Genomic DNA, 24,468 nt, shown 5'->3' with positions numbered 1-24,468 from the left:
ATGGAAACCATCGTCCTCGAATTTCCGGCGGGGCAGCCCGCGCAAGGCCGCGCGCTCGCAGGCGTGGTCGCCTCGGGAGACCTCGAAGTGCTGCTCGAAGCGAACGCGGCGTACCGCACCGTCGTGAATGTCACGACTTCCGTCGACGGCAAGGGCCACCTCTGGCAGGCCGTGCTCGAACGCATCTTCGGCGACGGGTCGCTCCCCGCCGCGAAGCTCGAAATCAACGATTCGGGCGCGACGCCGGGCGTCGTGCAGATGCGCATCGGACAGGTCTTCGAACAACTGAAATCAACCGGCGGAGCGTGACGATCATGGATGCACAGCAACTCCTCGAACGCCAGAGCTTCATCGAACTCGATGCGCGCAGCCGTGCGAAGAAGCTGCTCGATGAAGGCACCTTCAGCGAACTGATCGATCCGTTCCAGCGCATCACGTCGCCGTGGCTCATGCGCCAAGGCATCGTGACGCAGGCCGACGACGGCATGGTGGTCGCGAAGGGAACCATCGACGGGCAGCCAGCCGTCGTGCTTGGCATCGATGGCGGATTCCAGGGTGGCAGCATGGGCGAAGTATCGGCGGCGAAGATCGCGGGCAGCCTCGAACTCGCCGCCGAGGACAACCGCAAAGGTATCCGGACGCGCGCCGTCATCCTCTTCGAAACGGGCGGCGTGCGCTTGCAGGAAGCCAATCTCGGGCTTGCGGCGATCGCTGAAATTCACGCGGGCATCGTCGACTTGCGGCGCTACCAGCCGGTGATCGGCATAACGGCCGGGCCGATCGGCTGCTATGGAGGCATGTCGATCGCGGCGGGACTGTGCAGCTATCTGATCGGCACCCGCGAAGCGCGCCTGGGCCTCAACGGTCCGGCGGTCATCGAACAGGAAGCGGGCATCGCCGAATTCGATTCGCGCGATCGTCCGATGATCTGGAGCTTCACCGGCTGCGAGCAGCGGCATCGCACGGGACTCGTCGACGACTATGTCGCCGACGACGCCGACGCGATCCGCGCGGCTGTCATCGAACGCTTTCGCGCGGGGCGGCCCGAGGCATGCCGCAGCGAGCGTGTCGCGGGTTTTCTGACGCGGCTTTCCGAGGTCGATGCAGGCGTGCAGGCCACGCCGGAACAGGCGGCTGGCATATACGGCAAGGGGTTTCAGTTATGAGCACACAAGAGCTTTCGAAGCGCGGCGCAGTCTGGCTCGACGCGCTCACTTACAGCGCGCCGTTGCAGGTCGGTTATCCGCGTTCGGTGCGGGTCGCGGATGCGCGGTTGGGCGACCATCCCGCGCGCTTCATCGCCGTGGTGCCCGATCCGGACAATCCGTTCCCGCGGGCTCGCGGCGGCGAGGTCGGTCTCGTCGAAGGATGGGAAGTGGCGCGCGCGGTGCGTGAGGTCGTCGATGCGGACAGCAAGCGTGAGGAGAAGCGCGCGATCGTCGCAGTGATCGACGTGGCGAGCCAGGCGTACGGCCGGCGCGAGGAAGCGTACGGCATCCACCAGGCGCTCGCCGCCGCCGCCGATGCCTACGCCAGCGCGCGTCTCGCGGGCCATCCGGTGATTGGGCTGATCGTCGGGCGCGCGATGTCGGGTGCGTTTCTCGCACACGGCTATCAGGCCAACCGCCTCATCGCACTCGCCGATCCGAAGGTCATGGTCCACGCGATGGGCAAGGAATCGGCGGCGCGGGTCACGCTCCGCTCGGTCGCCGATCTCGAAGCGTTCACGGGGCGCGTTCCGCCGATGGCCTACGATATCGACAACTACGCATCGCTCGGGCTGCTCTGGAAACTCCTGAGCGTAACCAACGCCGATGCGCCGACCGGCGCCGATCAGACCACCGTCGAGAAGGCGCTGCAGGTCGCTTTCGACGACATCCGCAACGACCCGTCGCGCGGTCTGGAAAGCCGGCTCGGCAGCGTGCACCGCGCGGCCTCCGCGACGGTTCGCCGCAAGCTGCGGGAGCAATGGCGGTAGAGCCTCAGTTCTCGCACTGCCTCATACAGAATCCAATAAAGGTATTACAGGAGACATGAAATGATCATCTATGGAACTGCACTTCTCGCGTTCTGCCATCTCGCAGGACTCTTTCTCGGCGACCTGCTCGGCGTCGCGATCGGCGTGAAGACGAACGTTGGCGGCGTCGGCATCGCGATGCTACTGCTGATTTTCCTGAAGCTCTATCTGAACAGGAAGGGACTGCTGCCGAAGGAAACCGAATTCGGCGTCGGCTTCTGGGGCGCGATGTACATCCCCGTCGTCGTCGCGATGGCGGCTAACCAAAACGTAGTCGCTGCGCTCAAGGGCGGCCCCGTCGCGCTGCTTTCGGCAATGGGCGCTGCGGCCGTGTGCGCATGCTGCATTGCCGTTCTTTCCCGCACCGGTCGCGACAGCACGTCGTTCGTGAACGCTCCGCATCTTGAAGAAATCTGAAGCAGGAGTCAGTCATGTTGCAAATTCTCGATAAAAATCTGATTCAGAACGGGCTCGTCACTGCGTTCGCGCTGGTGGGCCTCATCATGTGGGTGTCGTCGCTGATTTCGCGCAAGCTGACCTTCGGGCGCGTGCACGGCTCGGCAATCGCGATCGTGATCGGCCTCGCGCTCGCTTATGTCGGCGGCGCATTCACCGGCGGACAAAAGGGTATCGCCGACCTGCCGCTCTTTACCGGCATCGGTCTGATGGGCGGCGCGATGCTGCGTGATTTCGCCATCGTCGCGACCGCGTTCGAGGTGCAGGCGACCGAGGCGCGCAAGGCGGGAATGATCGGCGTGGTGTCGCTGCTGCTCGGCACCGTGCTGCCGTTCATCGTCGGCGCGAGCATTGCTTACGCGTTCGGCTATACCGATCCCGTCAGCATGACGACCATCGGCGCGGGCGCGGTCACGTATATCGTGGGACCGGTGACGGGCGCGGCGATCGGCGCGAGCTCGGATGTGATCGCGCTCAGCATCGCGACGGGCCTCATCAAGGCGATCATCGTGATGATCGGCACGCCGCTCGCGGCCGGATTCATGGGACTGAAGACGCCGCGGTCCGCGATGATCTTCGGCGGCCTGGCGGGCACGGTGAGCGGTGTGAGCGCGGGGCTCGCCGCGACCGATCGTCGGCTCGTGCCTTACGGGGCGCTGATCGCGACGTTTCATACGGGCGTCGGCTGCCTACTCGGACCTTCGCTGTTGTTCTTTGCGACGAAGGCTTTGATGGGTGCTTGATGCGCGTGGAGAATCCGCTTGTCTACCGCTCACGAACCGCTTCGCCCGCACGATCTGCGCGCATCGAAGCGGCTGCCGCGCGACGCAGCCCGCTCGCTTCTCGCGTTGCTGCAAGCGTCGCCCGCGCGCATTGACAGGCAGGTCGACACGGGCCACGGCGGGTTCGCGCTCGCGAAGTGGGCCGGCCACGCGGATCCCGGTCTGCTGAAGACGGGGCGTGGCCCCTTGCTCGTACCGGATCCCTGGGTTGACGACGCATCATGAGCGTACTGTTCACATTCCCCGGTCAGGGCTCGCAGCGCCCGGGCATGTTGCATGCGCTCCCGTCGCACGCCGAAGCCGCTCGAACACTGCAGGAAGCCGGCGACACGTTGGGCTACGACGTCACATCGCTCGACGATACCGATTCGCTGCGCTCGACCGTCGCGGTGCAACTTTGCGTCCTGATCGCGGGTGTCGCTCAGGCGCGCGTGATGAGCGCCCGCGGCTATGAACCCGACATGGTGGCGGGGCTTTCGATCGGCGCCTATCCGGCCGCCGTGATCGCGGGCGCGCTTCAATACGCCGACGCCGTGAAGCTCGTCGAGCTGCGCGGCCAGTTGATGGAACGCGCCTACCCGAGCGGCTACGGCATGACTGCGATCATCGGTATGACGCAGCGGGCGCTTGAACGACTGATCGCGCAAGTGAACAGCGAGGCCGCGCCCGTGTTCCTTGCGAACATTAACGCAGAAACGCAGATGGTCGTTGCAGGAAGCGATGCTGCCATGCACCGCCTTACGGCGCTTGCGATCGATCACGGGGCGCAACGCAGCGAGCGTCTCGACGTGGCGGTTCCGTCGCATTGCGCTTTGCTCGACGCACCCGCGGTGGCGCTCGCCGATGCCTTTGGCCAGATCAGCGTGCGCGCGCCTCGTATCGTGTATCTGAGCAGCAACCTTGCGCGCCCGCTTTTTGACGGCCCGCGCATCGCGGCCGATCTTGCTGGCAACATGGCGCGGCAGGTGCGCTGGCATGACACCGTGAGGCTTGCGTGGGAACGCGGCGCACGCCTCGCCGTCGAGATGCCGCCGGCCAATGCGCTGACCCGGTTGACCAGCGCGAGTTTCACAGAGGGGATTGCGGTGAGTTGCAGCGAGACGGCGCTGCCTGACCTTGGCGCGCTGATCGAGCGGGAACGGATGCGCGAGTGAAGGCTGAAACCTCAGCCAGCCCTTCTCGTGCAAAGACGGCAGACGGCCATCAGCGCCAACAGGTTCGGGTCGCGCTCGCGTGCGTGCAGAAAGCTGACACCGATTGACTGGCGCATCAGATATTGCGGCTTGAGAGGAATGAACTGCACCTTGTCGCCGAACACGCCGCGCACGCGGCCTGGTAATAGCGTATACCCGACCCCGCCGCTCACAAGGTTCATCAGCGAAAAAATATCGCCGACCTTCATGGTCACATTCGGCGTGAAGTCCGCGACGCGAAACGCCTCCATAAAGCCTCGATACGTCACGAACCCCTCGCCGAGGGAGACGAAGGTCTCGTCGCGGCAATCCCGCAAATCGACCGCCTGCTGGTTCGCGTAGGGTGAATCGGCAGGCGCCGCGAAAAAGATGTCGTCTTCGAAAAGAGGGATGAATTCGACTTCGGGCTCGCCGTCCGGCAATGCCATCAGGGCCGCATCGACGGTGCCCTGCTTCAGCTTGTCGAGCAGTTCCGCATTCGAACCGAGCACGAGTTCGACCTGGAGCGTCGGCCGCCGTACCTTGATGTCGACGACGATGTCAGGCACGGTCCTGATGGTCAGCGAGTACAGCGATCCGATCTTCAGCCGATCCGACGAATACCCCGCCGCCTCACGGGTCGCGTGAATGCCGGCGGACATCAGAGTGAGCACCTCTTGCGCCACCTCGGCTAGCATTTGCGCAGCTTCCGTCGACTTGAGATTGCGGCCTTCATGCCGGAACAGCGCACATCGTACGCCTTGTTCGAGCGAGTGCAGCGCTCGATGCACGCTGACCGTGCTCACGTTCAGCGCTTCGGCCGCCTTCGACAGGTTTCCGGTCTTCATGAATGCGAGCAGGAATTCCAGCTTGCGAAAGGTGATCTCATCGTCGATTCGGTCGCGCATTTCGATGCAGGGAATGGTCGAAATTGACGATTATCGGCGCATGAGACCGCTGGACAAGTAGCGATAACCCCGCATTCTTCGCGACAAGCGGGCGGCGATCGTTCGATCGTCCCGCTCGTCACGAAGAGGCGGAGGTCATTGGCCTGGCGCAAAGACTGTGCGAACAGCTTCGTGGGATGGACACCACTCTCCTTCCCAGGATGGCGCTAGAACGCCTCGCCCAGTTGGTTGAAGACTGGTGGATTTTCGAGGGTCGAGACATCCTGTGTGACCGGTTCGCCTTTAGCGAGGGAACGCAATAGTCGCCGCATGATCTTCCCCGAACGTCTCTTCGGCAAGTTGTCGCCGAACCGGATGTCCCTGGGTTTGGCAATGGGTCCGATCTGCTCGCCAACCCATTTACGCAGTTCCGCAGCGAGTTGCCGGGCTTTCTCGCCCGATGGGCACTCGCGCTTGAGGACCACGAAGGCGCAGATCGCCTCTCCGGTCACTTCGTCGGCGCGTCCCACCACGGCCGCCTCGGCCACCAGTGGGTGAGCGACCAATGCAGACTCGATTTCCATCGTCCCCATCCGGTGCCCGGAAACATTGAGCACGTCGTCGATCCGACCGGTGATCGTGAAGTAACCGCTGTCCTTATTGCGGATCGCGCCATCGCCGGCAAGGGCATTGTCACGTTGCCGAATGGGTCGGGTAACATCTGGCGATGCAGAACACAAAATCACTTTACCGCGGCCATCGCTTTCCCGCGATCGTCATCAGTTGCGCCGTGCGCTGGTACTATCGGTTTCAGCTGAGCCTGCGCGACATCGAGGAGCTGCTATTCGAACGCCGTGTCGTCGTCAGCTACGAAACGATTCGACGCTGGTGCGACAAATTTGGCGCGGGCTTTGCACGACGGGTCAAAGCGGCTCGCCCCACACCCGGCACCACATGGCATCTGGACGAGGTGTTTGTGACGTTGTGCGGTGAGCCTTACCTGCTATGGCGTGCCGTTGATGAACATGGGGCCGAACTCGACATCCTGCTGCAGAAACGGCGGGACAAAGCGGCCGCCAAACGGTTCTTCAGGCACGTGCTTCGTTCTTGCCGCGTGCCGCGCAAGATTGTCACCGATCAGCTTCGTAGCTACCCGGCAGCCAAGGCCGACATCCCCGACCTGGCGAACGTCAAACATGTGTTCGTCAAGGCTGCGGCCCGGGTGAACAATCGCGCGGAGAATAGCCATCAGCCTACGCGTGAACGTGAGCGGCGCATGCGCGGATTTCGTGACCCGAAGCGCACGCAGGCTTTTCTCTCGAGCTTCGGACTGATCCGGCAGCACTTCGCGCTCAAGCGGCACTTGCTGCGCGCCTCGCTCCATCGCGAACAACTCGCTTCTCGATTCGCTGCGTGGCACGGATTCACAGCCGTAGCCCAAAATCCGTCGACCGCCTCCTGAGCGATTGACTCTTCGCCGGAGTCCGTGCCGCTGCCGACAAGTTGACAGTGCCCTCCAGGGGTACTCACGCTACCAACGATTAGTCGCGCCGGTGCGACAGCGCCTGCCAACGGCCTCCATCTGCGTCCTCCGGCTCCAATTTCACAAAGTCTCCTTAATTTCACCATCGTTGCTCCAACGTTGATATCTATCATTCGCTCATCATCAGCGGGACCGGCTCCGGTTCCCTTTCTGAGTTAGATAGGTCGGTCCGAACCAGCAGATCGTTGAAATGGCTGAGCGTGGACGTCACATGGGCTGCAACCGTCGATTCCGGTTGGGAGATAAGGCAGATTTATGACGATCAACCTTCTTGTTGTCGAACCCACCCAATCGATTCGGGATCAGTTGCGTTTTCACCTTCACAAGAGCCAGATCGCACTCTCGGTCCTGTACAGTGCCGCTCAGCTTCTCAGCCGGGTGGAACTGGAGTGTCCGTCTGCGATTTTGTTGCGCGCCGAGTCGCCGATGAACCAGGCGCGAGAGGCGCTCCGGCAACTGCGGCTTGCCGGCTACGACATGCCCATCTTCGTACAAAGCACCTCAGATGAGATCGTCGACAAAATCGTCGCCTTCGAATTGGGTGCGGACGACTATATCGTCGACCCTGTCGATCCATACGAATTAACTGCCAGAATCAAGCGCGCCGTGCAACGCGGCAACCGATCGCTTTGCGACGCGCCAGAAATTCGTGAGAAGGTGTTGTTCGGCAACTACCAGATAGACTTCGCTACGCGGCGTCTGCTCAAGGACGGCTGCGAAATTCCACTGCGCTCCGGCCAGTTTGCGCTGCTCAAGCTGTTCGCAAGCAATCCGATGCGAATCTTGACCCGCTCGATGGTCCATAGCCAGCTCGGAAGAGCGGAGAGCCAGCATGCCAGTCTGGATGTTGCAGTCTGCCGGTTGCGGCGCGTGATAGAGGCAGATCCGACCAATCCCAAGTTCATTCAGACCTTGCGTGGACGAGGCTATATGTTCGTACCGTCGCTCGAATAACACCTGTTCTCTGAGCGGGCGAAAGCGAACGGAATAGCACGATCGTTGCGTGCTTGCCGCCATACCGCACTATTCTTGACCTTCTTCCAAGGCTAGCTGCATGATAGGCCCCGTCATCGCGGCGTCGATCACGTCAATGATGTCGATATAGTCGACATAGTCGGAATACAGGTCACCGGTCGCGGCCAGCAGGCCACCGAATCCGTAATGGAAATCTGCCGAAACGATTGGCCTGAACCCTGAGGCATAGTGTGTCCGCGCCGCGCAGCTGTTCAGATCGTCGACGACGCCAGCAGACACGCTGTGATTCCCAAGTGCGAAAGCATTGATGCTCTCCCGGCGCAAACCATGGCGGATCGCAGGGCAGCAGATCGATGCCACGACCAGGACGACAATAAGGATGCGCATAGTGGAAGTGTTCAAAGTTGATCTTGAAAATCAGATAGCCATAGGACACCGAATTTTTTTGACTCGATTACAATCCCTTTCGGCTGGACTGGCCCACATGCGGCAACGAGGTCCTGCAGCGCTCAACCGCGCCGCAGACGCCCGCGGCCCGCAGGCGTAGAGGGGTCGTCCGCCAGAGTGTGGCGCTGACCGTTGCGATGCGTCCGCACGCGTTCACGAATCTCGGCCACAGTCGCCGCGCCCGGCACGGCAACGCAAGAGTACTCGCCGTTGCGGTTGATCCATTCGACGATCCGGCAGCACTCGCCCCACGGCTGCATGACCGGTGCGGACACACGGCAGCCGCGTATCTTTACGACGTCGGTGGCGAGGGTTGCGCTAACGCCGTTTTTAGCCGTGCCGCGAGTCGCAGCCGCGGCGACTGTCTTCCGGCCGGGCCGGGAACCGCGCGACTCGGCGCGATTCACAGGTGAGGAGACTTGCATGAGATTGCTCCACTGACGGATCTGATCACCGGGCATGGCCTCTTTGAGACCACGGTGAAAGTGCCATACCATCATATTCAGAGAACACGCAGACACAACGAAGAAAGGATGGAGAAGTTGTGAAGATTCGTCACCAAGTGTGGATTGACGTGGCATTCATCTAAAATTCGGATATGCAAAGTGAAACTATCCGAATTCGCCCAAGCCGCCCTTTAGGGACCCTTCTCTCGCGCGCGCGGCAGCAGCGAACGAAGATGCGCTTTGGCATTACCTGGAAAATGTTTCTCGCCGTTTTAATCGCCTGTCTGGCGATTTCCCTGACGATGGGCTACGCCTTGCGCGTGAGCTTCGAAAACGGCTTCCTGCACTATGTTCGGGAACGCAACGCCGGGCGCATCAAAGCCGTCATGGCGAAGGTGACGAGCGAATATGCCGCTCACGGCAACTGGAGCTTCCTGCGGGAGCATCCCGAAGCATGGCTCGCGCTGCTGGACGAGGCCGCACACGACGCTCTGCGCGAAGAACTCGCCACGGCACAGACAGGCAAGCTGCCGGGCTGGAGAACCTTTCCCGGGAGCGGCAGCGTGCAGCAGTTGCTTGGGCCGCTCTCCGGCCCGTCTGAAGGACCGCACTGGGGCATGCGCCTGCCACCAGCGCCGCCGTCCGGCCCGGACATCGCAATGGAGCGAGACCGTGTGTCGGCAAGCGGTGTCGCGGGCGGCGACAGTCGCTATGACCGGCCGCCTCCTTCAGCCCCTTTGGCGTCGTCTCCTGTCTCGCCGCCGTCGCATGACGGCATGACCCGAGACACGCCGCCCGAAGGGCCACCCGTCACACTCTACGACGCCCGCCATGAACTAGTAGCGAGCACCGGCGAGCCGCCGCCGCCGCCCGGCAGCACGATGCGGCCCGTCGTCTACGCGGGCAAGGTGGTCGGTTGGCTTGCCGTGAACGGGCCCGACACCCTTTCGGACGCTGCCGACATAGCCTTTCAGGCGCAGCAGAAGCGCGCGACCTGGGAGATCGCAGGCGTGGCCATCGTGCTCGCGGCGCTAGTCGCGCTGGTCCTTGCGCGCATCGTGCTCGCCCCGGTCAAGCGCTTGATGAACGCGACCCACCGCCTGGCCGGCGGGGACTACACGGCCCGGGTGCCGGCCGGCAGACGTGACGAGCTGGGCCGACTTGCGGGCGACTTCAACGTGTTGGCCGACTCGCTGCAAAAAGCCGAACGCTCCCGGCGCGATTTCATTGCAGATATTTCACACGAGCTGCGCACGCCACTCGCCGTGCTCCGCGGCGAGCTGGAAGCCATCGAAGACGGCGTGCATGTGTTCAACCGCGATTCGCTCACTTCGCTGCAAACCGAAGTGAATATGCTCAACAAGCTCATCGAAGATCTCTACGAGCTTTCGCTGAGCGATGTCGGCGCCCTCAGCTATCGCAAGACGCCAACCCAAGTCGGGCGACTGGCGCGGGCGTCGATCGAAGCCATGCGGGAGTCGTTCAAGGCGAAACGGATCGAGCTCGACCTGACCTGCATGCAGGACATTGCGGACACGACCTTCGCAGTCGATCCCGCGCGTTTCGTGCAACTGCTGAAAAACCTGTTGCAGAATTCGTTACGTTATACCGATCCGGATGGCCACGTGCGTGTGTCGCTTTCGCAGAGCGCGGTAGGCTGGCAGCTCGACGTGCAGGACTCCCTGCCCGGGGTGCCCGAGGTCGCGCTCGCACAGCTGTTCGACCGCTTCTATCGCGTGGACGAATCCCGCAGTCGTCAGAACGGAGGCGCGGGATTGGGGCTCGCGCTGTGCCACGCTATTGTGACCGCGCATGGCGGCACGATCAGAGCCAAGGCGTCGCCTATGGGCGGCGTCTGGATCACCGCCAGCTTTCCATCGGAAGGAGACGTGACAACATGACCGAAGGGCGCCCTTTGCACATCCTGATCGTCGAGGATGAACCCAAGCTCGCCGCCGTACTCGAAGCCTATTTGCAGTTCGAAAGCTTCGTCACCACGACCCTGGACGACGGCCATCAAGTGATACCCTTCATCCGCTCAACGCCGCCGGCGCTAGTGCTGCTCGACCTCATGTTGCCCGGGCGCAGCGGCATGGACATCTGCCGGGAGCTGCGGCAATTTTCGGCATTGCCCGTCATTATCCTGACCGCGCGTATCGACGAAATCGATCGTCTGCTGGGTCTCGAGATTGGTGCCGACGACTATGTCTGCAAACCATTCAGTCCGCGCGAAGTGGTGGCCCGCGTCAAAGCAATCCTGCGCCGTGCTACACCTGCGGCGGCTGCGGACGGATCGCCACAGGGGCAACACGGTCTGCAGGTCGACGAGCGGATTCATCATGCCTTGCTCGACGGCAAGGAACTCAAGCTCACTCCGCTTGAATTGCGACTCCTCGCACTACTCATGAAATCGCCAGGACGCATTTTCTCTCGCGACTATCTGCTGAGTCATCTCTACGCGGATCATCGGGTAGTCACCGACCGCACCATTGACAGTCATATCAAGAATCTGCGCCGTAAGCTACAGGGCGCACGGCCAGACAGCGAGCCTATCGCGTCCGTTTACGGCGTAGGTTACCGGTTGGAAATTTGATCGATATGATCAAATGCCTCCATGCGGTCATCATCTAGCGGCTCGCGGCCTTACAATTCAGTTCGCTGTTTCCGTCGCCGTTGCATCGGCCGGCGGACTCCATTGCGCGAAATCCTCGTTCAGAAGATCTGACGCATACCCGCACTGACCATGCCTGGTTTCCACGTACAGCAAGTCATGCAGCGATTAACCGGACCTCATAGGCGACTGGCGTGAGGCAATGGATAGAGGTAGGTCGACTTTTTCGATCGTAATAGCCCTCGATTCAGTCGACGATGTCCAGACAGGCGTGAGCGCGTTTAGTAGTGAACCCGGTAGATTCTTTCGACCTTAAGGGTCTTGAGGTCGGCCGTCAACGGTGGAGAGCAATGGGTTAAGCCGCGAGTTGCATTTCATAAAATCGCTGCGTGAAGGCAGCGGGCGATAGATAGCCGAGACGTGCTTGCCTGCGTTGCCGGTTGTAAGCCATCTCCATATTATCGGTGATGGCCTGTCGGGCGTCGGCGCGTGTCGCGAACACGAGTTCGTTCTTCAGCGAGCCCCAGAAGCTTTCCATCGACGCGCTATCGTGGCAATCGCCCTCGTGACGGATTGTCAAGTTACCGAGAGGGCACTGTCACGTTGCTGAGATGGTCGAGTAAGATCGCGAGATGATGAATGCAAAATCGCTTTACCACGGTCATCGCTTTCCGGCGGCGGTCATCAGTTGCGCTGTGCGGTGGTATTTCAGGTTTCAGCTCAGCCTGCGTGATATCGAAGAGCTGCTGTTCGAGCGTGGGGTTATCGTCAGCTACGAAACGGTTCGACGCTGGTGCGATAAATTCGGTGCGTGTTTCGCATACCGTGTGAAAGCCGCACGTCGCAAGCCTGGCACCACCGGGCATCTTGACGAAGTATTTGTGTCGTTGCGCGGCGAGCCTTATCTATTGTGGCGCGCCGTCGATCAGCACAGGGCTGAACTGGATATCCTGCTACAGAAACGCCGTGACAAGGCTGCAGCGAATCGGTTTTTCAAGCGCGTGCTTGCCTCATGTGCGGAAGCACCGTACAAGATCGTAACCGACCAACTGCGCAGCTATCCGGAGGCGAAGGCCGAGATTCCCGAGCTGGCTCACGTCAGGCATGTCTTCGTCAAAGCCAGCGCGCGGGCCAATAACCGGGCTGAGAACAGTCATCAGCCCACGCGCGAACGCGAGCGACGCATGCGTGGGTTCCGCGATCCCGAGCGCACGCAACCCTTCTTATCGAGTTTCGGATTCATCCGGCAGCACTTCGCGCTCAAGCGTCACCTGCTACGCGCCTCGCTCTATCGCAAACAGCTCGCCACGCGCTTCGTCGCCTGGCATCGTTTCACTGAGAACGTCCAAAATCCGTCCGCTTTCTGAACAAGCGTGTGTCCTCTCCACTATTGCGTCGCGGACGATTTAACGTGACAGCGCCCTGTCGTTGTACCGTTTGAAGTTGTCCACATCGACAAACAGCAGCGACTGGAATCCATCACTGCGTTGAAGCCTTCTCCACTGGTTTTCGAGCACTTCATCGAGCGCCCGGCGGTTTTGTGAGGGCCCGCCGAATTGCCAACACTCGGTGCCGGCATATTGACCACCTGATGCGCACCCCGCGACGACGGCCGTTCGTGCTGCGAAAGCGGAGCAAAGTGTCTCAAAAATGCGCTGACGCTCCCCAGACAACTGTGGTCCGTCAAGACCACAGTCCTGCAGTCCCTATTTACGCGCTCACCTCACTGTTTCCAATCCTGAACACCGTGACAGCAGCACGCAGTGTCGTTGCCTGCTCGGCCATGGCCTGCGCCGCCGCCGTGGCCTGTTCGACCAGTGCCGCATTCTGCTGCGTAACTTCGTCCATCTGGCTGACGGCTACGTTCACCTGCTCGATGCCCGTACCCTGTTCCCCCGACGCTGTAGCAATTTCGCCCATGATGGTGGTCACCTGCCGGACGGAAGCCACGATGTCGTCCATCGTCGAACCAGCTCGACCGACCTGTTCGGATCCTTCAGCAACCCGCTCGACCGAGCGCGTGATCAGATCCTTGATTTCCCTGGCCGCGCTCGCACTGCGCTGCGCCAACGTACGGACCTCACCCGCCACCACCGCAAACCCTCTGCCCTGGTCTCCCGCACGGGCAGCCTCCACTGCGGCGTTCAGCGCCAGGATATTGGTCTGAAAGGCGATACCCTCGATAACAGAAATGATCTCGGCGACCTTATCCGAGTTCTGCGAAATCGACTGCATTGTTTCTACCACCTGATGCACGACTTCCCCACCACGTATGGCAACTTCGCATGCGCTGCCGGCCAGAGCATTCGCCTGCCTTGCGTTCTCTGTATTCTGGCGAACCGTTGCAGTCAGCTCTTCCATACTCGCAGCCGTTTCTTCAAGCGATGCTGCCTGCTCTTCCGTGCGTTGCGACAGATCGACGTTACCCTGTGCAATCTCGCTAGCGGAAATCCTGATCGATTCCGCAGACAGCTGGATGCCCGCAACGATGGATTTTAGTTGCTGCCGCATCGATTCGAGCGAGGCCATCAGGCTGACACGATCATCCTGTGGGACGGGCACCGCAACTGACAGGTCACCTTCAGCGATGCGTCCCGCCACAGCCGCAGCGTCGGCCGGCTCGCCGCCAAGCGAACGCATGATCCCTTTAGTAATCACAGTGCCCAACACTATCGCCAGGAGAATCGTGAAGATCCCGGCGGTTGCAAGGGTTAGCTTGGTCTGCGAGGCCAGCGCGGCGACCTCTTCCGTGCGGCTGTCAAGCAGCGTCTGTTCCGCTCCGCTGAACTCGGCGGCCACTGACCGATAGCGGTCCATGAATTGTTTGTCATTGCCCTGTCTGAAATAATCGGTCAGCGCACTTTCCGGCTGCCTGCCGGCACTGACGTCCCGTCGAAGTGCAAGCAGGTTCTCGTCGACCTCCTGCACCTTTCCCTGCATCTCGGCCAGTGTCTGAAGCCGCTGCTGCTGGGCGGGGTTGTCCGCTGTGAGCGAACGCGCCAGATCCAGCGACTTGCCGAATTGCGTCCTGCCTGCGTTATACGGTTCAAGAAAGTTCGCGTCCCCGGAAGCCACAAACCCACGCACACCCGTTTCCATATTGACCATGCTGGTCAGCATGTCGTCGCTCGTTCGCTGCACCTGATAGCTGTGAACATTCCAGCCATTGGCCTGGTTCAGTCGAAGGAAGTTGATGATCGATATAGTGCTGCCAAGCAATGAAACCACCACGACGGCGCCAAACGATGCGGCCAGCTTCCTGCCTACGGTCATGCCCATAATGTCTATCCAAGGAGTGGTTGTGATAATTAGGATAACGGCAAAAATATGATTTAAGTTGAATCCGGACAGCAAAACGACTAAGCAGATCGACCTCTTTTCGGAAGTCAATACGGTGCAAATCACCTGATTCAAAAAAGGGCTACCAGATCTGTCCGGGCGCAATCGCCTCACGAGGAAAACATTGCCTGATTGCGGCGTTGTCAGGTTGCGCGACGCATCGGATACGATGGCGCTTCGAAGAAATCAAAAAACGCTTTATTACGCTCAACATTTCTCGTCTACTGTCATCAATAGTGCTGCTCGATGGTATCTTCACTTCCAGTTGAGCCTACGCGACACCGAGGAACTGCTTTTCGAGCGCGGCGTCATCGTGACGCACGAGTCGATCCGATGCTGCTGCGACAAGTTTGGTCAGGGCTTTGCTCTCGAGTGACAGCGGGGCGATGCAAGCCGGCTAGTACATGGCTCCTTGACGATATGTTCATCACGCTTCGTGGCGAACCGTACCTGTTATGGCGGCAGTTGACGAGCACGGCGCCGAGCTTGACATTCTGCTGCAGACGCGGTGCGACAAAGCCACAGCCAAACGTTTCTCCAAACGTGCGCCATGTTCGAGTCCGGTACCGCACAGGATCGTCACGGATCAACTGCTCAGCAATCCGGAGACAAAGGGCGAGATTCCAGAACTTGCGAACGTGAAGCACATGTTCTTCAAAGCGGCAGCGCGGAGAATAGCCACCAACCAACACGCGAGCGCGAGCAGCAAGTGCGTGGCCTTCGCAAGCCTAAACGCACACAGATATGCCTCTCCTGCTTCGGGCCATGCGACAACATTTCGTGCTCTAGCGGCATCTGTTACGCACTTCACTCTATCCAAAACATCTCGCGGCGCGATTCGTCACTTGGCGTGAAATCGCGGAACTCGCCCAAAGTCCGACAACTGGTTTCTGGACGATCGTCACCCCTGCCGGCGTTTCGCCTCATTCTCGGCACGTTGAAACGCCATCGGGCAAGTTGTCGGCGATGAACGCAGCAAAGTGCGTAGGTCGACGGACCACGGTTGCGCGGGTTGATTGTCGACTGCAACAGCATCGCCGCGCATGCATTACGTCGCCTTTTTGTGTTTCGAAATAATCGAATATCTCCCCCGAGAAAAAACACCAACCTGCGCGTGTCCGCTTACGCGGAGGCAAGTCCACTCTGCTCACCTCATCTGCCAATGCGAGGGGGATGGCATTCGACAGGCTAATGCCTGGTCAGCCCTCCGCTGGGCGTTGCTGTGACCTTTCGCCACCGATCTTCTTGTCCGTCTCACGGAGCGCCGCATTGGCCATAACCAACAATGTGGCATCGTGGTTACGCAGCACTGCGTCGACGGCGTCAAAAGCCTTCCGAAGTTCCTTCTGTCCTAGCCTCGTCGCATTGCGGCCTTGCGAAATGGCATCAGCTTCCCTCTTAAGTCGCTTGACGAGCTTCGCAGCAAACCGGCTATCCAAGGCCACGCTCTGGACGAACCTCGTGATCTGTATCGTCAATACCACCAACGCCTGTTCGGTTGTCTCACTCGAGCAACTAGTATCCTTACAAGTCGGCTTCCTATTCAAAAAAATTCTCCGGAATGTGGTTGCTCTCTGCGAAAAAGAATGAATTGAAGGCGTAATGTCTCGAATCGGAATGACCGAGAACTTCAACGTCGTGAATTCGTACGATCATCGCTTATGCTTGTATCCTGGGCGTCCTTTGGCAAACACAGAAATGTGAAGATCACCAATTGCACTCGCCCACGTATCTACCCAGTGAGTAGCGAGAGCTTTTTCAACGACCGAATCCGCAACCATGAGGCGGTAGGTCGTAATACGCCTGCGATCTCGACGGGAACACTCGCGTACGTTTTGGAACACGAAAGTCACGCAAGCATCGCTCGCGTTCACGTGTAGGTTGATGGCTGTTCCCCGCGTTCAAAGGGCAACCCTCCAATGTCGCGCAAGCTCAACTGACAGCGGAAATACCAGCGTACAGAGCGTGACGATTACGGTAGTCGGAAAACGGTGGCCGTGACAAGGCGACTTGGCAGTCTTCATCACGTGAGCTTACGCGACAGATTCGACAATGTGACAAGGCCAATGTGTGGGCCTTTGGGACTTTGGCATATCGAGACTGGCGGCGAGAAACCGGGAGAGATTCAAGAATGTGGCATTTGCAATCACGAACCGAGTAACACAACAAAACTCTAGACCCACGAATTAAACTCGTCATTCAGATAGTGCTGAAATTAGCCTAGGTTACTACCGATTTTCGTGTAGGGATTTCCTTAATCAAAACGTCAATCCGCGCTCAGGCGATGGCGAATCACATAACGGACGAGTTATCTGTTATTGATGCCCCCAGGTTGTTGCAGTATGCACATCTTGGGTGTGCTGATGGTCTTCAGGCTGAGAGAAGGATTTGGCGAAATCCGCGTAGGGCACGCGTCATCGTTCGGTCTGGAAAACCTGATGAGTCAGATCGGTAGCTTAACTTTCCGCACCTTCCGACCTGAACTGCGTGAAGACTGTCTGAACGAACGGCCCCCCTCTGCATTTATAAAGTCAGACCTGGGAGCGTGGCGACAAGGCCTGGATGGGATGCCTTAGCCAAGACAGAGGCCATTGCGAAGTCCCCTCGCTCAAGACATTCTGCGATTCGTAGCAGAGCTCCCAGTTCGCCGTAATATGCAATGATTGCGTGCCGAATCGATGCACTGACAGGCAGATCACTGATAAAGGCGTCTACGCTCATGCCATGTGGAACATGTGCTAGCGAAAGCAGCCCCGTAAGCCACGCCGCCTGACAAAAACTCTCATCGCCAGGATTCAGTTGCATGGCCGCCCGCTCCATGAAGCCTGCCCGCCGTTCAACAAGTTGAACGAGCGGGTCCACTAACTGCAACGAGCCCGACGAATTGCCGTACAAAAGCAGACTGCACCAGAGCAACAGCTGACGTGTCCCGACAACCGCGAGCGCCTGCCTGATAGAGACGATGAAGCCGTCGCTTGACGTAAAGCAGCTGGCACTGTTTGAAAGTCGAAGTAACTGGACGACCAGAGCGGGCGAACTTTTCAAGGCGTGCTCCAGATGCGCACTCCCTGCACCGTCCATCAGCAGCTGAATCATCCGAAATACGACCCCGACCGAAGGCGTAATCCTTCTAGCCGCGAGTACCTGCGGCCTGCAGAAGTAGAAGCCTTGAAACAAATCACACCCGGACAACATGGCAGCAGTTTGCTCGTCGCGCTCCTCGACCTTCTCCGCAAGAACGTGTTTCCCCGCTCGTCTGAATGAGGCCACCATATCGTCACGACGCTTAGCCGCAATATACGGCCAGTCAAGTTTGACGATATCGACGTGACAAAGGAAGCGTTCGAGAGAAGGTGTCAGTGAACGCACATCGTCCATCGCAACACGAAAGCCGGCATCTCGTAAGGTATCACATCTTGCACCAAGCTCCGGCGTAAGCTCCGTGTTCTCCAGAAGCTCCAATACAAAGCGGGAAGCAGGAAGCACGTCGGTCAGGCCGGACCACAGGAACTGATCAGTGCAGTTCAGGAAACCGTCGCAGGAGTCGAGTATCTGCTCCAATCCAAAAGTTCCTAACACTCGCTCAACAACCGCAGCAGTGCTCGAAAACCCGTCGCTGATTCTCGCCGCTTCCGTGCGGGCATCGCGGAACAAGAGTTCCTGCCCGACCGTCATGCCGCGTCGGTTCATGATAGGTTGCCTGGCAACAAAAACTTCAGTTTGCATAAGCGCTCACGCAAGCAATTGACAAGATCATCCTAACGCAGCAACCGCGTCGAGCGCCTTAGGGATTCTTTGCTATAGCCATCGACGCGGCTGCCTCAGTTTGTCCCTGATGCCGCCAAACTTGCGTCGATCTGGACACAGTCTACCGGTCGGATAGCCGCGGGTGAGTACGGGCTTGGGTGCCGTCATCGCAGTGGTTAAAGTCTGGGTCAATCGCCCAAGTTGCTTTAGGACTGCCCACTGGTCGGGTTTGCGAATGTCTATTCGAACCCACCTCAACAACACAGCATCCAGCTTCGGCACTCATGCCTGGATGCTCAACGCAATGCAGATTCGCATCTCTGCTCTTACCAAACTGGATGGCGAGCGTTTCCTTTTGAATCGTCCCGTCGGATTTTGAGGATCCAGCGGGTTAGCCGACTTGGCTCGGAACGGTGGCGGAATCAAAGTGAAAGAACGCGATCGCTTGATTCAAACGTCGCCCTTGATCTTCGAGCGATTGCGACGCCGCCGCTGCTTGCTCGACCAGTGCCGCATTCTGCTGCGTGACAGAATCCATTTGCGTGATGGCCAGATTGACCTGCTCGATGCCACGACTCTGTTCACCTGAAGCGACCGCAATCTCGCTCATAATATTGGTGACATGTGCCACCGCTTGCGTCACTTCCGACATGGCCGCCCCCGCTGCAGTGGCAAGCGATTGGCCAATCTGGATCTTCTGAACAGATTCACTGATCAGATCCTTGATTTCCTTGGCCGCTCCCGAGGAACGTTGCGCGAGGTTGCGCACCTCGCTTGCGACCACTGCAAACCCGCGGCCCTGTTCACCGGCTCGCGCGGCTTCCACTGCTGCATTCAGAGCAAGAATGTTGGTCTGGAAAGCGATGCCTTCGATGATGCCGGTAATGTCAGCGATTCTCGTCGAACTGGCGCTGATGTCGCTCATGGTGCCCACCACTTGCCCGACTACCAGGCTGCCCTTCACCGCGACTTCCGATGCATTGGCCGACAGAACGCTGGCCTGCTGCGAGTTTTCCGCATTCTGTTTCACGGTCGAAGTTAGTTCCTCCATGCTAGACGCCGTTTCCTGCAACGAGGAAGCCTGCTGTTCAGTGCGCGACGACAGATCAATGTTACCCGATGCGATCTGGCTAGAACCCGTCGCGATGCTGTCGGCAGTCGATCGCACGCGGCCAATCAATTCGACGAGGCTCGTCTGCATCTGCGCCATCGACGCAAGCACGCTGCCAGCGGGCGCAGAAGACGCACTTGGCACATTGCTCAAGTTTCCGGCGGCGACGCGGCGTGCCACGGCATTCAGATCGTCCGGCTCGGCACCAAGCGAGCGCAGGAGCCCGCGCGTGATGAGCAGACCTGCAACCACCGATAGCGCCACCGCCATAATACAGATGGTCATCAAAAGAATGCGCTGTGCCGCGTAGTGGTCCGCCGATTGCCGAACGAGGGCATTGGCGCGCTCGCGAGTGTAGACCTCGTAATCGTTGGTAGCCTTCACCAACGACGCCAGCAACGGCCGGCATTCCCGGTTGATCTTTGCGACGGCCTGATCGCGTTTACCAGCCACTGCCAGCTCAACAATCGCCCGAGCGACAGGACTATACGCAGCCTCAATCCGGTCGATCTCCTGCACTAAAGCGCCAGCTTTTTCGTCGCTATCCGTAGCGACAGAGATCATCGCGTTGAGTTTTGCCAGGTTTGACTGGACGTCCTGCTGGGCTCGCGCCTCAGCGTCTCTTTCAAGTCCAAAGTCGCCAGGTTGGGTGACGAGCGCCATATTGCGCGCTGCAATTGCCCGTCGATCGACAGCCGTGCGAACTTGTTGGGCGACTTCGGCTCGTGCACTGATCCCGGAAACAAAGCCGGCAAAGCGCGCGTTGGCACTCCCGAGCATGAAGAACGACATGCCCGACACTAGAATGACTATGACCGCAAGTGCGGAAAATGCGCCATAGAGCTTCACCTTGACAGACACATGCCTATTATTCATACCATAAACTTCCGTTATCGTATCCGGGAAATCACAGAGTGCTTTTTCCAATGCTGACGGCCTCGTCTGTCGGTCACGCAATGACTGGCATCCAACCAGAATAACGACGTGCCTTGTACGAACTTTAATCGCGCAAAGGTTTGCACGTGAATGTCATTTTTCATTCAATCAGACCTTCCGGATTCGGAAAATGTTTCTATTTATTTCCGGCAAAATCGACCTATAAAAAAGGCCGGCACAGATGTGTCGGCCTTCAAGACCCTGGCTATCGAGCGTGTCCGCCAGAACCTGAGAGAGATTGAACAATGGGGCGCTTGGAGAGTCAGAAAATGTAAGACAATCCTAAACTTGCGAATAGAAATTCGTCATTCGGATAGTGCTTAATTTCCCCTAGGCTACGACTGATATTTGTGTAGGAATTTCCTTAGTCTGGACGTCAATCGGCGCTGAGGCGATGGCGAATCGCATAGCGAATGAGTTCTGAATTATTGCTGACCCTCAGTTTTTTCATCAGGCGCATTTTGTGTGTACTGATGGTCTTCGCGCTGAGCGCAAAGGATTCAGCAATATCGTTGATGCTTTTTCCGGCAATCAGTGCTTGCAGCACCTGGAATTCGCGATCGGAGAGACTGTCGTGTGGCGCGGCTTCTTCTGGATGCTTGCCGAAAATAATTGAGTCGACCAAGTTCGAATCGATGAATCTTCGCCCCTCCGCCAGCTTGCGGATTGCCGTGAGCAGGACTTCCGGGTTGCTATCTTTGGTGAGATAGCCGGTCGCGCTCGCACGCAGCGCGCGCGACACCACCTGGGGCTCATTGTGAATGCTCAGGACCAGCACCGGCAAGCCGGTGTGAATGGGATGCGGACCGACACGAGTGTGCCCGTTCCCGGCGCGCTCTCAATCTGTAACGTGCCGCCGATCAGCCGGGCGCGTTCGCTCATGCCGAGCAATCCATACGAATATTGCCTGCGTGCTTTGCGCAGATCGAAGCCACAGCCGTCGTCGCTTATGTGAAGAGCCAACGAACCGGTACGCGACGTGAGGGTAACGTCTACTCGCGACGCTTGAGCATGGCGCGCAACGTTGGTCAACGAGGCCTGCGCGATACGGAATATAGCTGTGGCCTGTGCGTCCAGCAGGGCCGGTTCGCTGCCATGGATCAACAATTCGCAAGGCAGTCGACTACGCCGGACAAAATCGTCTACGGGCCATTCGAGTGCCGAGACGATCCCAAAGCTTAGCGCAGTCGGTCGCAGATGACTGGCGACATTCCGAACCATCCAGATAGTTTTCTCCACCAGATCCCGCATGTCCTCGGTTTTTCTAGCGGCCTCCGAGTCACTGTCGAGCCGCATGCGTAACAGCGACACATCCATTTTCAATGGCTGTCAGCAACTGTCCCAGTTCGTCGTGGACTTCCATGGCAATGTGCTTTCTTTCTTCCTCGCGAACCGCTTCCATATACGCGGATAGTTCTCGCGCAATTGCCGAACGAGTTCGGGCGTCGATTGCTCGGCGCACGCGCGCGCGGCATTGGCTTCGAGCAGTCCGCGCAGTTCGTAGATTTCGCCCACCTGTTCAGGGGTGGACCCATTTGGTCGTTGGAACCCGCGATGTTCTGCGAGTCGAAGTAGCCGTCCAATGATGTCGACCATCCCGGGAAGGACTGCCCCCAGAAGTCGGACACTTCTGCAGGGTGTTTTGTGTGCAAATACACGGAAGAGACAAAGCTCGCACTCGCCGAGGATTGGCAAGCGTAATTCCGGCTGGCTCAACCGGTTCCGGCGACTGGCGCGAGACTACGCGCGTCTGCCGGAAACGTTAGCAGGCCCTCACTTTGCGTTCCCCATGCTCATTCTTGTACAAGTTGCGCCGGCGGTCCGAGTGCCTCAGACCCTCTAGAGCCGAATGTGAATGGAGACCGATGTACCCACACCGGGTGTGCTATCAATATGCAGGGAACGATCAGCCGCGCACGCTCGCGCATGCCAAGCAATCCATATGAATACCCCTTTTTTATCGCTTCCTGATTGAAACCGCGGCCATCGTCGCTGATGTGCAGGTCGAGCGCCGATGCAGAGCGAGTCAGCGTTACATCTACCCTCGTCGCATCCGCATGGCGTGCGACATTCGTCAGCGACGCCTGCACAATCCGAAACACAACCGTCGCTTGCGTATCCGACAAGACGGGTTCAGGGCCATTAATCCGCAATCTGCAGGGAATGCCATTGCGTTGAGAGAAGTCTTTAGCCAGCCATTCGAGCGCGGACACGATCCCGAAGTTCAGCGCGGCTGGCCGCAGATGGTTCGCCACATTGCGCACCATCCAGATGGTTTTCTCAACCAGCTCACGCATGTCGTCGGCTTTTTTCGCAGCCTCCATGTCGCCGGAAAGCCGCATTTTGAGCAATGACACATCCATTTTCAATGCGGTGAGCAACTGGCCCAGCTCGTCATGGATTTCCATGGCGATGCGCTTTCTCTCCTGTTCCCTTATCTCCTCCATATAGCCAGACACCTCGCGCAACTGCTCACGCGACTCGAATAGCTCCAACTCGATGCGTTTGCGCTCCGTGATGTCGTTCAGGCCTATATAGATTGCTGGTGCGTCCTCGTATGTAGCGACGCGCGCCGCCACCATTGCCCAGAATGTGCTGCCATCCGGTCTGCGGAAGTGGACCACCGTGTCACGAAAGCTCGCTTCTTGCCGCAAATGCTCTACCAGCCTGTCGCGCTCGGCGGTGTCCACGTAGAGTTCGGCGATATTGCGGATCATGCCGTCGCGCGCATTGAGCCCGAACAGTGCGCGCAACGGCTCGCTCGTATAAAGGATCTCGCCCTGCGGCATCGAGACAATGCACAGGGGTACCGGGCTTGTCTCGACAATGGCGCGAAAACGCGCCTCGCTAGCCTGCAATCGCACTTCGACCGTTGTTCGTCGCTCGATCTCGGAGCGTAAGCCCGCAATCGCCCGCGCGAGGTCCTCTTCCACCTTCTTGCGTTCGGTGACGTCCCGGGCAATGCCAACGGTACCTGCCAGTAGCCCATGTCCGTCTGCGAAAGATGTCTTGATCGTATCTACCCAGCTCCAGTGACCGCCTGCCTGAACATGGGCCTCTTCGATCCGTTTGCGTTGCCCGGAGACCATCACCTCGACATCGTCCGCGCGGTATGCCTTTGCATGCTCAAGCGGATGCAGATCGAAGTCCGTCCTACCGATCACGTCAGACGGTTCGGCGTAGCCTAAGGTGCGCGCAAGTGCCCGGTTGACCGCCACGTATCGACCGTGCGTGTCCTTCACCCAGGCGAGGTCCGGAATGTTGTCGAGGATCGCAGCCATTTGCGCGTTCGCGTTACGGAGCTGAGTCGAATGCTGTTCGAGTCCCTCGAACATGACGTTCAGGGCATTGACCAGTTGATCCAGTTCGTCGGATTTCTCCTGTATCCGGCGCAATCGCAGCGGCGCCATTGCGACGCCCGGTGCGCGTCCCCGAAGCGTCGCAGCGATATCGACGAGATGGCGAGTCGCGAGCCTATGAACCATAAACAAAATGAACAACGCGACCAGAAACGTCTTTGCTGCGTTGCTCACGAGGATTACCAACGCCTCGCGCAGCAGATCCCGATAGATGTCCGTCAGGCTCCCCTCAATATGCAGTACCCCGATCTGATGCCGGTCGTTTTCACAGCAATAAATCGGAAACTCCCTGACAACCGCGTCTTTGACCTGTATGGAGCCTCGGTAAACCTTCAACGGGTTAGGAATCTGCGTCTCGCGGACTTCGACATAGCGTATCAGTGGCAGATGCAGCATTCCATCGAGCTGATCCTGCAACTGTCTGCTATCGAGAGCCCAAAGCGCATTGCCGAGCCCCGACGCATAGCCTTGCTCAATTTCGTTGAAACGGTTTTTGCAATCCCGAGACCTCCGCTTGGAAACTTAGCAAAAGCTGAACAACTGTCAGCACCAGCGTAACTGTCGTACTGAACAGCAAGACTCGGCTAAGTAAGGCGACAGCAATTCCACCGTGTTGCGTCTTGAACGTATTGGAAAGCAA

At 59.0% G+C, this 24,468-nt stretch carries 22 protein-coding genes and 10 pseudogenes; 14 read left to right on the top strand and 18 right to left on the bottom strand.

Annotated features, from left to right (window positions below; genetic code table 11):
• The 7 genes from BLW71_RS35185 to mdcH are packed head-to-tail and all read left to right on the top strand — an operon-like array spanning position 1 to position 4,409.
• Positions 1-309, top strand: coding sequence for a malonate decarboxylase subunit delta (locus tag BLW71_RS35185; RefSeq protein WP_091807913.1), 309 nt, complete (start codon positions 1-3; stop codon positions 307-309).
• A gap of 5 nt (positions 310-314) precedes the next feature.
• On the top strand, positions 315-1,166 hold the full coding sequence (locus BLW71_RS35180) for a biotin-independent malonate decarboxylase subunit beta (protein ID WP_091809243.1): 852 nt from the start codon (positions 315-317) through the stop codon (positions 1,164-1,166).
• The gene (gene mdcE / locus BLW71_RS35175; RefSeq protein WP_091807911.1) at positions 1,163-1,978 is read left to right on the top strand and encodes a biotin-independent malonate decarboxylase subunit gamma; all 816 of its coding nucleotides are present in this window, start codon (positions 1,163-1,165) and stop codon (positions 1,976-1,978) included. Before BLW71_RS35180 ends, mdcE begins: the two co-directional genes overlap by 4 nt.
• A 60-nt stretch (positions 1,979-2,038) precedes the next feature.
• Entirely contained in the window at positions 2,039-2,434 is a 396-nt protein-coding gene (gene madL, locus BLW71_RS35170) for a malonate transporter subunit MadL (protein ID WP_091807909.1), read from the top strand.
• Between the two features lie 14 nt (positions 2,435-2,448).
• Positions 2,449-3,216, top strand: a complete 768-nt coding sequence (madM, locus tag BLW71_RS35165) for a malonate transporter subunit MadM (protein WP_091807907.1) — start codon at positions 2,449-2,451, stop codon at positions 3,214-3,216.
• 18 nt (positions 3,217-3,234) lie between these two features.
• A complete protein-coding gene (locus BLW71_RS35160) occupies positions 3,235-3,480 on the top strand; it encodes a phosphoribosyl-dephospho-CoA transferase MdcG domain-containing protein (RefSeq protein ID WP_286162193.1) in 246 nt (81 codons plus the stop codon).
• Positions 3,477-4,409, top strand: coding sequence for a malonate decarboxylase subunit epsilon (gene mdcH / locus BLW71_RS35155; protein WP_091807903.1), 933 nt, complete (start codon positions 3,477-3,479; stop codon positions 4,407-4,409). Before BLW71_RS35160 ends, mdcH begins: the two co-directional genes overlap by 4 nt.
• A gap of 11 nt (positions 4,410-4,420) precedes the next feature.
• Here the strand turns inward: mdcH and BLW71_RS35150 are convergent, their stop codons facing one another.
• Both BLW71_RS35150 and BLW71_RS35145 read right to left on the bottom strand, forming a co-directional pair.
• A complete protein-coding gene (locus BLW71_RS35150; protein ID WP_091807901.1) occupies positions 4,421-5,335 on the bottom strand; it encodes a LysR family transcriptional regulator in 915 nt (304 codons plus the stop codon).
• 206 nt (positions 5,336-5,541) lie between these two features.
• Positions 5,542-6,000, bottom strand: a pseudogene (locus BLW71_RS35145) (AMP-binding enzyme); the annotation flags it as partial.
• Between the two features lie 41 nt (positions 6,001-6,041).
• Between BLW71_RS35145 and BLW71_RS35140 the strand changes: the two are divergent.
• Positions 6,042-6,776, top strand: a complete 735-nt coding sequence (locus BLW71_RS35140) for an IS6 family transposase (protein WP_091807899.1) — start codon at positions 6,042-6,044, stop codon at positions 6,774-6,776.
• Positions 6,777-7,112: 336 nt separating this feature from the next.
• Positions 7,113-7,811, top strand: a complete 699-nt coding sequence (locus BLW71_RS35135) for a response regulator transcription factor (RefSeq protein WP_091807897.1) — start codon at positions 7,113-7,115, stop codon at positions 7,809-7,811.
• A gap of 69 nt (positions 7,812-7,880) precedes the next feature.
• Here BLW71_RS35135 and BLW71_RS35130 read toward each other — a convergent pair whose 3' ends face one another.
• Both BLW71_RS35130 and BLW71_RS42815 read right to left on the bottom strand, forming a co-directional pair.
• Positions 7,881-8,219, bottom strand: coding sequence for a hypothetical protein (locus BLW71_RS35130; RefSeq protein WP_091807895.1), 339 nt, complete (start codon positions 8,217-8,219; stop codon positions 7,881-7,883).
• Between the two features lie 122 nt (positions 8,220-8,341).
• Positions 8,342-8,704 (bottom strand): DUF2866 domain-containing protein, encoded by a 363-nt coding sequence (locus tag BLW71_RS42815; RefSeq protein WP_143048421.1) that lies wholly within the window; start codon positions 8,702-8,704, stop codon positions 8,342-8,344.
• A 173-nt stretch (positions 8,705-8,877) separates the two neighbouring features.
• On the opposite strand from BLW71_RS42815, the pseudogene BLW71_RS43025 reads away from it, so the two are divergent.
• From BLW71_RS43025 to BLW71_RS35115, 3 genes and pseudogenes are all read left to right on the top strand, one after another.
• Positions 8,878-9,165, top strand: a pseudogene (locus BLW71_RS43025) (hypothetical protein); the annotation flags it as partial.
• Between the two features lie 294 nt (positions 9,166-9,459).
• Positions 9,460-10,626: pseudogene (locus BLW71_RS35120) on the top strand (ATP-binding protein); the annotation flags it as partial.
• A complete protein-coding gene (locus tag BLW71_RS35115; protein WP_091807891.1) occupies positions 10,623-11,318 on the top strand; it encodes a response regulator in 696 nt (231 codons plus the stop codon). The pseudogene BLW71_RS35120 and the gene BLW71_RS35115, both read left to right, overlap by 4 nt.
• A gap of 175 nt (positions 11,319-11,493) precedes the next feature.
• Here BLW71_RS35115 and BLW71_RS42500 read toward each other — a convergent pair.
• Positions 11,494-11,662: pseudogene (locus BLW71_RS42500) on the bottom strand (IS3-like element ISBvi3 family transposase); the annotation flags it as partial.
• 29 nt (positions 11,663-11,691) lie between these two features.
• Positions 11,692-11,898 (bottom strand): annotated as a pseudogene (locus tag BLW71_RS35110) (IS3 family transposase); the annotation flags it as partial.
• 70 nt (positions 11,899-11,968) lie between these two features.
• Between BLW71_RS35110 and BLW71_RS35105 the strand changes: the two are divergent.
• Positions 11,969-12,703 carry an IS6 family transposase gene (locus BLW71_RS35105; protein ID WP_502686847.1) on the top strand — a complete coding sequence of 245 codons (735 nt, stop codon included), beginning with the start codon at positions 11,969-11,971 and terminating at the stop codon, positions 12,701-12,703.
• Positions 12,704-12,742: 39 nt separating this feature from the next.
• On the opposite strand, the gene BLW71_RS35100 is transcribed toward BLW71_RS35105, so the two are convergent.
• A complete protein-coding gene (locus BLW71_RS35100) occupies positions 12,743-13,009 on the bottom strand; it encodes a diguanylate cyclase domain-containing protein (RefSeq protein ID WP_286162192.1) in 267 nt (88 codons plus the stop codon).
• Positions 13,010-13,046: 37 nt separating this feature from the next.
• Positions 13,047-14,609, bottom strand: a complete 1,563-nt coding sequence (locus BLW71_RS35095; RefSeq protein WP_502686865.1) for a methyl-accepting chemotaxis protein — start codon at positions 14,607-14,609, stop codon at positions 13,047-13,049.
• A 235-nt stretch (positions 14,610-14,844) separates the two neighbouring features.
• On the opposite strand from BLW71_RS35095, the pseudogene BLW71_RS42495 reads away from it, so the two are divergent.
• A pseudogene (locus tag BLW71_RS42495) lies at positions 14,845-15,560 on the top strand (IS6 family transposase); the annotation flags it as partial.
• A 314-nt stretch (positions 15,561-15,874) separates the two neighbouring features.
• Here BLW71_RS42495 and BLW71_RS35085 read toward each other — a convergent pair.
• The 10 genes and pseudogenes from BLW71_RS35085 to BLW71_RS43010 form a co-directional block, all read right to left on the bottom strand.
• The gene (locus BLW71_RS35085; RefSeq protein WP_286162236.1) at positions 15,875-16,159 is read right to left on the bottom strand and encodes a hypothetical protein; all 285 of its coding nucleotides are present in this window, start codon (positions 16,157-16,159) and stop codon (positions 15,875-15,877) included.
• A gap of 410 nt (positions 16,160-16,569) precedes the next feature.
• Positions 16,570-16,699: pseudogene (locus tag BLW71_RS42490) on the bottom strand (IS6 family transposase); the annotation flags it as partial.
• 499 nt (positions 16,700-17,198) lie between these two features.
• The gene (locus BLW71_RS35080) at positions 17,199-18,401 is read right to left on the bottom strand and encodes an EAL and HDOD domain-containing protein (RefSeq protein WP_091807876.1); all 1,203 of its coding nucleotides are present in this window, start codon (positions 18,399-18,401) and stop codon (positions 17,199-17,201) included.
• Between the two features lie 412 nt (positions 18,402-18,813).
• Positions 18,814-20,409: a methyl-accepting chemotaxis protein gene (locus tag BLW71_RS35075; RefSeq protein ID WP_091807873.1), complete on the bottom strand. Its 1,596-nt coding sequence runs from the start codon at positions 20,407-20,409 to the stop codon at positions 18,814-18,816.
• Positions 20,410-20,845: 436 nt separating this feature from the next.
• Positions 20,846-21,256 (bottom strand): annotated as a pseudogene (locus BLW71_RS35070) (LuxR C-terminal-related transcriptional regulator); the annotation flags it as partial.
• On the bottom strand, positions 21,235-21,690 hold the full coding sequence (locus BLW71_RS35065; protein ID WP_502686864.1) for a sensor histidine kinase: 456 nt from the start codon (positions 21,688-21,690) through the stop codon (positions 21,235-21,237). The gene BLW71_RS35065 and the pseudogene BLW71_RS35070, both read right to left, overlap by 22 nt.
• Before the next feature lie 58 nt (positions 21,691-21,748).
• Complete coding sequence (locus tag BLW71_RS43020; RefSeq protein WP_502686863.1) at positions 21,749-21,832, bottom strand: hypothetical protein; 84 nt, start codon at positions 21,830-21,832, stop codon at positions 21,749-21,751.
• The gene (locus tag BLW71_RS43015; protein WP_502686846.1) at positions 21,799-22,065 is read right to left on the bottom strand and encodes an FCD domain-containing protein; all 267 of its coding nucleotides are present in this window, start codon (positions 22,063-22,065) and stop codon (positions 21,799-21,801) included. Before BLW71_RS43015 ends, BLW71_RS43020 begins: the two co-directional genes overlap by 34 nt.
• A gap of 243 nt (positions 22,066-22,308) precedes the next feature.
• Positions 22,309-23,750 (bottom strand): annotated as a pseudogene (locus BLW71_RS42485) (PAS domain-containing sensor histidine kinase).
• Between the two features lie 288 nt (positions 23,751-24,038).
• A pseudogene (locus BLW71_RS43010) lies at positions 24,039-24,314 on the bottom strand (hybrid sensor histidine kinase/response regulator); the annotation flags it as partial.
• Positions 24,315-24,468 lie beyond the last annotated feature (154 nt).

The organism is Burkholderia sp. WP9, from assembly GCF_900104795.1.
In the GTDB taxonomy this organism is placed as follows: domain Bacteria; phylum Pseudomonadota; class Gammaproteobacteria; order Burkholderiales; family Burkholderiaceae; genus Paraburkholderia.
The sequence above is the reverse complement of the archived record's forward strand: the minus strand, read 5'-3'. Positions and strand labels throughout refer to the sequence as shown.

What these genes read in the sequence shown, in the direction of transcription:
- BLW71_RS35185 (WP_091807913.1), top strand. Translation starts at nt 1, where the DNA reads ATGGAAACCATCGTCCTCGAATTTCCGGCGGGGCAGCCCGCGCAAGGC.
- BLW71_RS35180 (WP_091809243.1), top strand. Translation starts at nt 315, where the DNA reads ATGGATGCACAGCAACTCCTCGAACGCCAGAGCTTCATCGAACTCGAT.
- mdcE (WP_091807911.1), top strand. Translation starts at nt 1,163, where the DNA reads ATGAGCACACAAGAGCTTTCGAAGCGCGGCGCAGTCTGGCTCGACGCG.
- madL (WP_091807909.1), top strand. Translation starts at nt 2,039, where the DNA reads ATGATCATCTATGGAACTGCACTTCTCGCGTTCTGCCATCTCGCAGGA.
- madM (WP_091807907.1), top strand. Translation starts at nt 2,449, where the DNA reads ATGTTGCAAATTCTCGATAAAAATCTGATTCAGAACGGGCTCGTCACT.
- mdcH (WP_091807903.1), top strand. Translation starts at nt 3,477, where the DNA reads ATGAGCGTACTGTTCACATTCCCCGGTCAGGGCTCGCAGCGCCCGGGC.
- BLW71_RS35150 (WP_091807901.1), bottom strand. Translation starts at nt 5,335, where the DNA reads ATGCGCGACCGAATCGACGATGAGATCACCTTTCGCAAGCTGGAATTC.
- BLW71_RS35140 (WP_091807899.1), top strand. Translation starts at nt 6,042, where the DNA reads ATGCAGAACACAAAATCACTTTACCGCGGCCATCGCTTTCCCGCGATC.
- BLW71_RS35135 (WP_091807897.1), top strand. Translation starts at nt 7,113, where the DNA reads ATGACGATCAACCTTCTTGTTGTCGAACCCACCCAATCGATTCGGGAT.
- BLW71_RS35130 (WP_091807895.1), bottom strand. Translation starts at nt 8,219, where the DNA reads ATGCGCATCCTTATTGTCGTCCTGGTCGTGGCATCGATCTGCTGCCCT.
- BLW71_RS42815 (WP_143048421.1), bottom strand. Translation starts at nt 8,704, where the DNA reads ATGCAAGTCTCCTCACCTGTGAATCGCGCCGAGTCGCGCGGTTCCCGG.
- BLW71_RS35115 (WP_091807891.1), top strand. Translation starts at nt 10,623, where the DNA reads ATGACCGAAGGGCGCCCTTTGCACATCCTGATCGTCGAGGATGAACCC.
- BLW71_RS35105 (WP_502686847.1), top strand. Translation starts at nt 11,969, where the DNA reads ATGATGAATGCAAAATCGCTTTACCACGGTCATCGCTTTCCGGCGGCG.
- BLW71_RS35095 (WP_502686865.1), bottom strand. Translation starts at nt 14,609, where the DNA reads ATGACCGTAGGCAGGAAGCTGGCCGCATCGTTTGGCGCCGTCGTGGTG.
- BLW71_RS35080 (WP_091807876.1), bottom strand. Translation starts at nt 18,401, where the DNA reads ATGCAAACTGAAGTTTTTGTTGCCAGGCAACCTATCATGAACCGACGC.
- BLW71_RS35075 (WP_091807873.1), bottom strand. Translation starts at nt 20,409, where the DNA reads ATGAATAATAGGCATGTGTCTGTCAAGGTGAAGCTCTATGGCGCATTT.
- BLW71_RS35065 (WP_502686864.1), bottom strand. Translation starts at nt 21,690, where the DNA reads ATGGTTCGGAATGTCGCCAGTCATCTGCGACCGACTGCGCTAAGCTTT.
- BLW71_RS43020 (WP_502686863.1), bottom strand. Translation starts at nt 21,832, where the DNA reads ATGGAAGTCCACGACGAACTGGGACAGTTGCTGACAGCCATTGAAAAT.
- BLW71_RS43015 (WP_502686846.1), bottom strand. Translation starts at nt 22,065, where the DNA reads ATGGTCGACATCATTGGACGGCTACTTCGACTCGCAGAACATCGCGGG.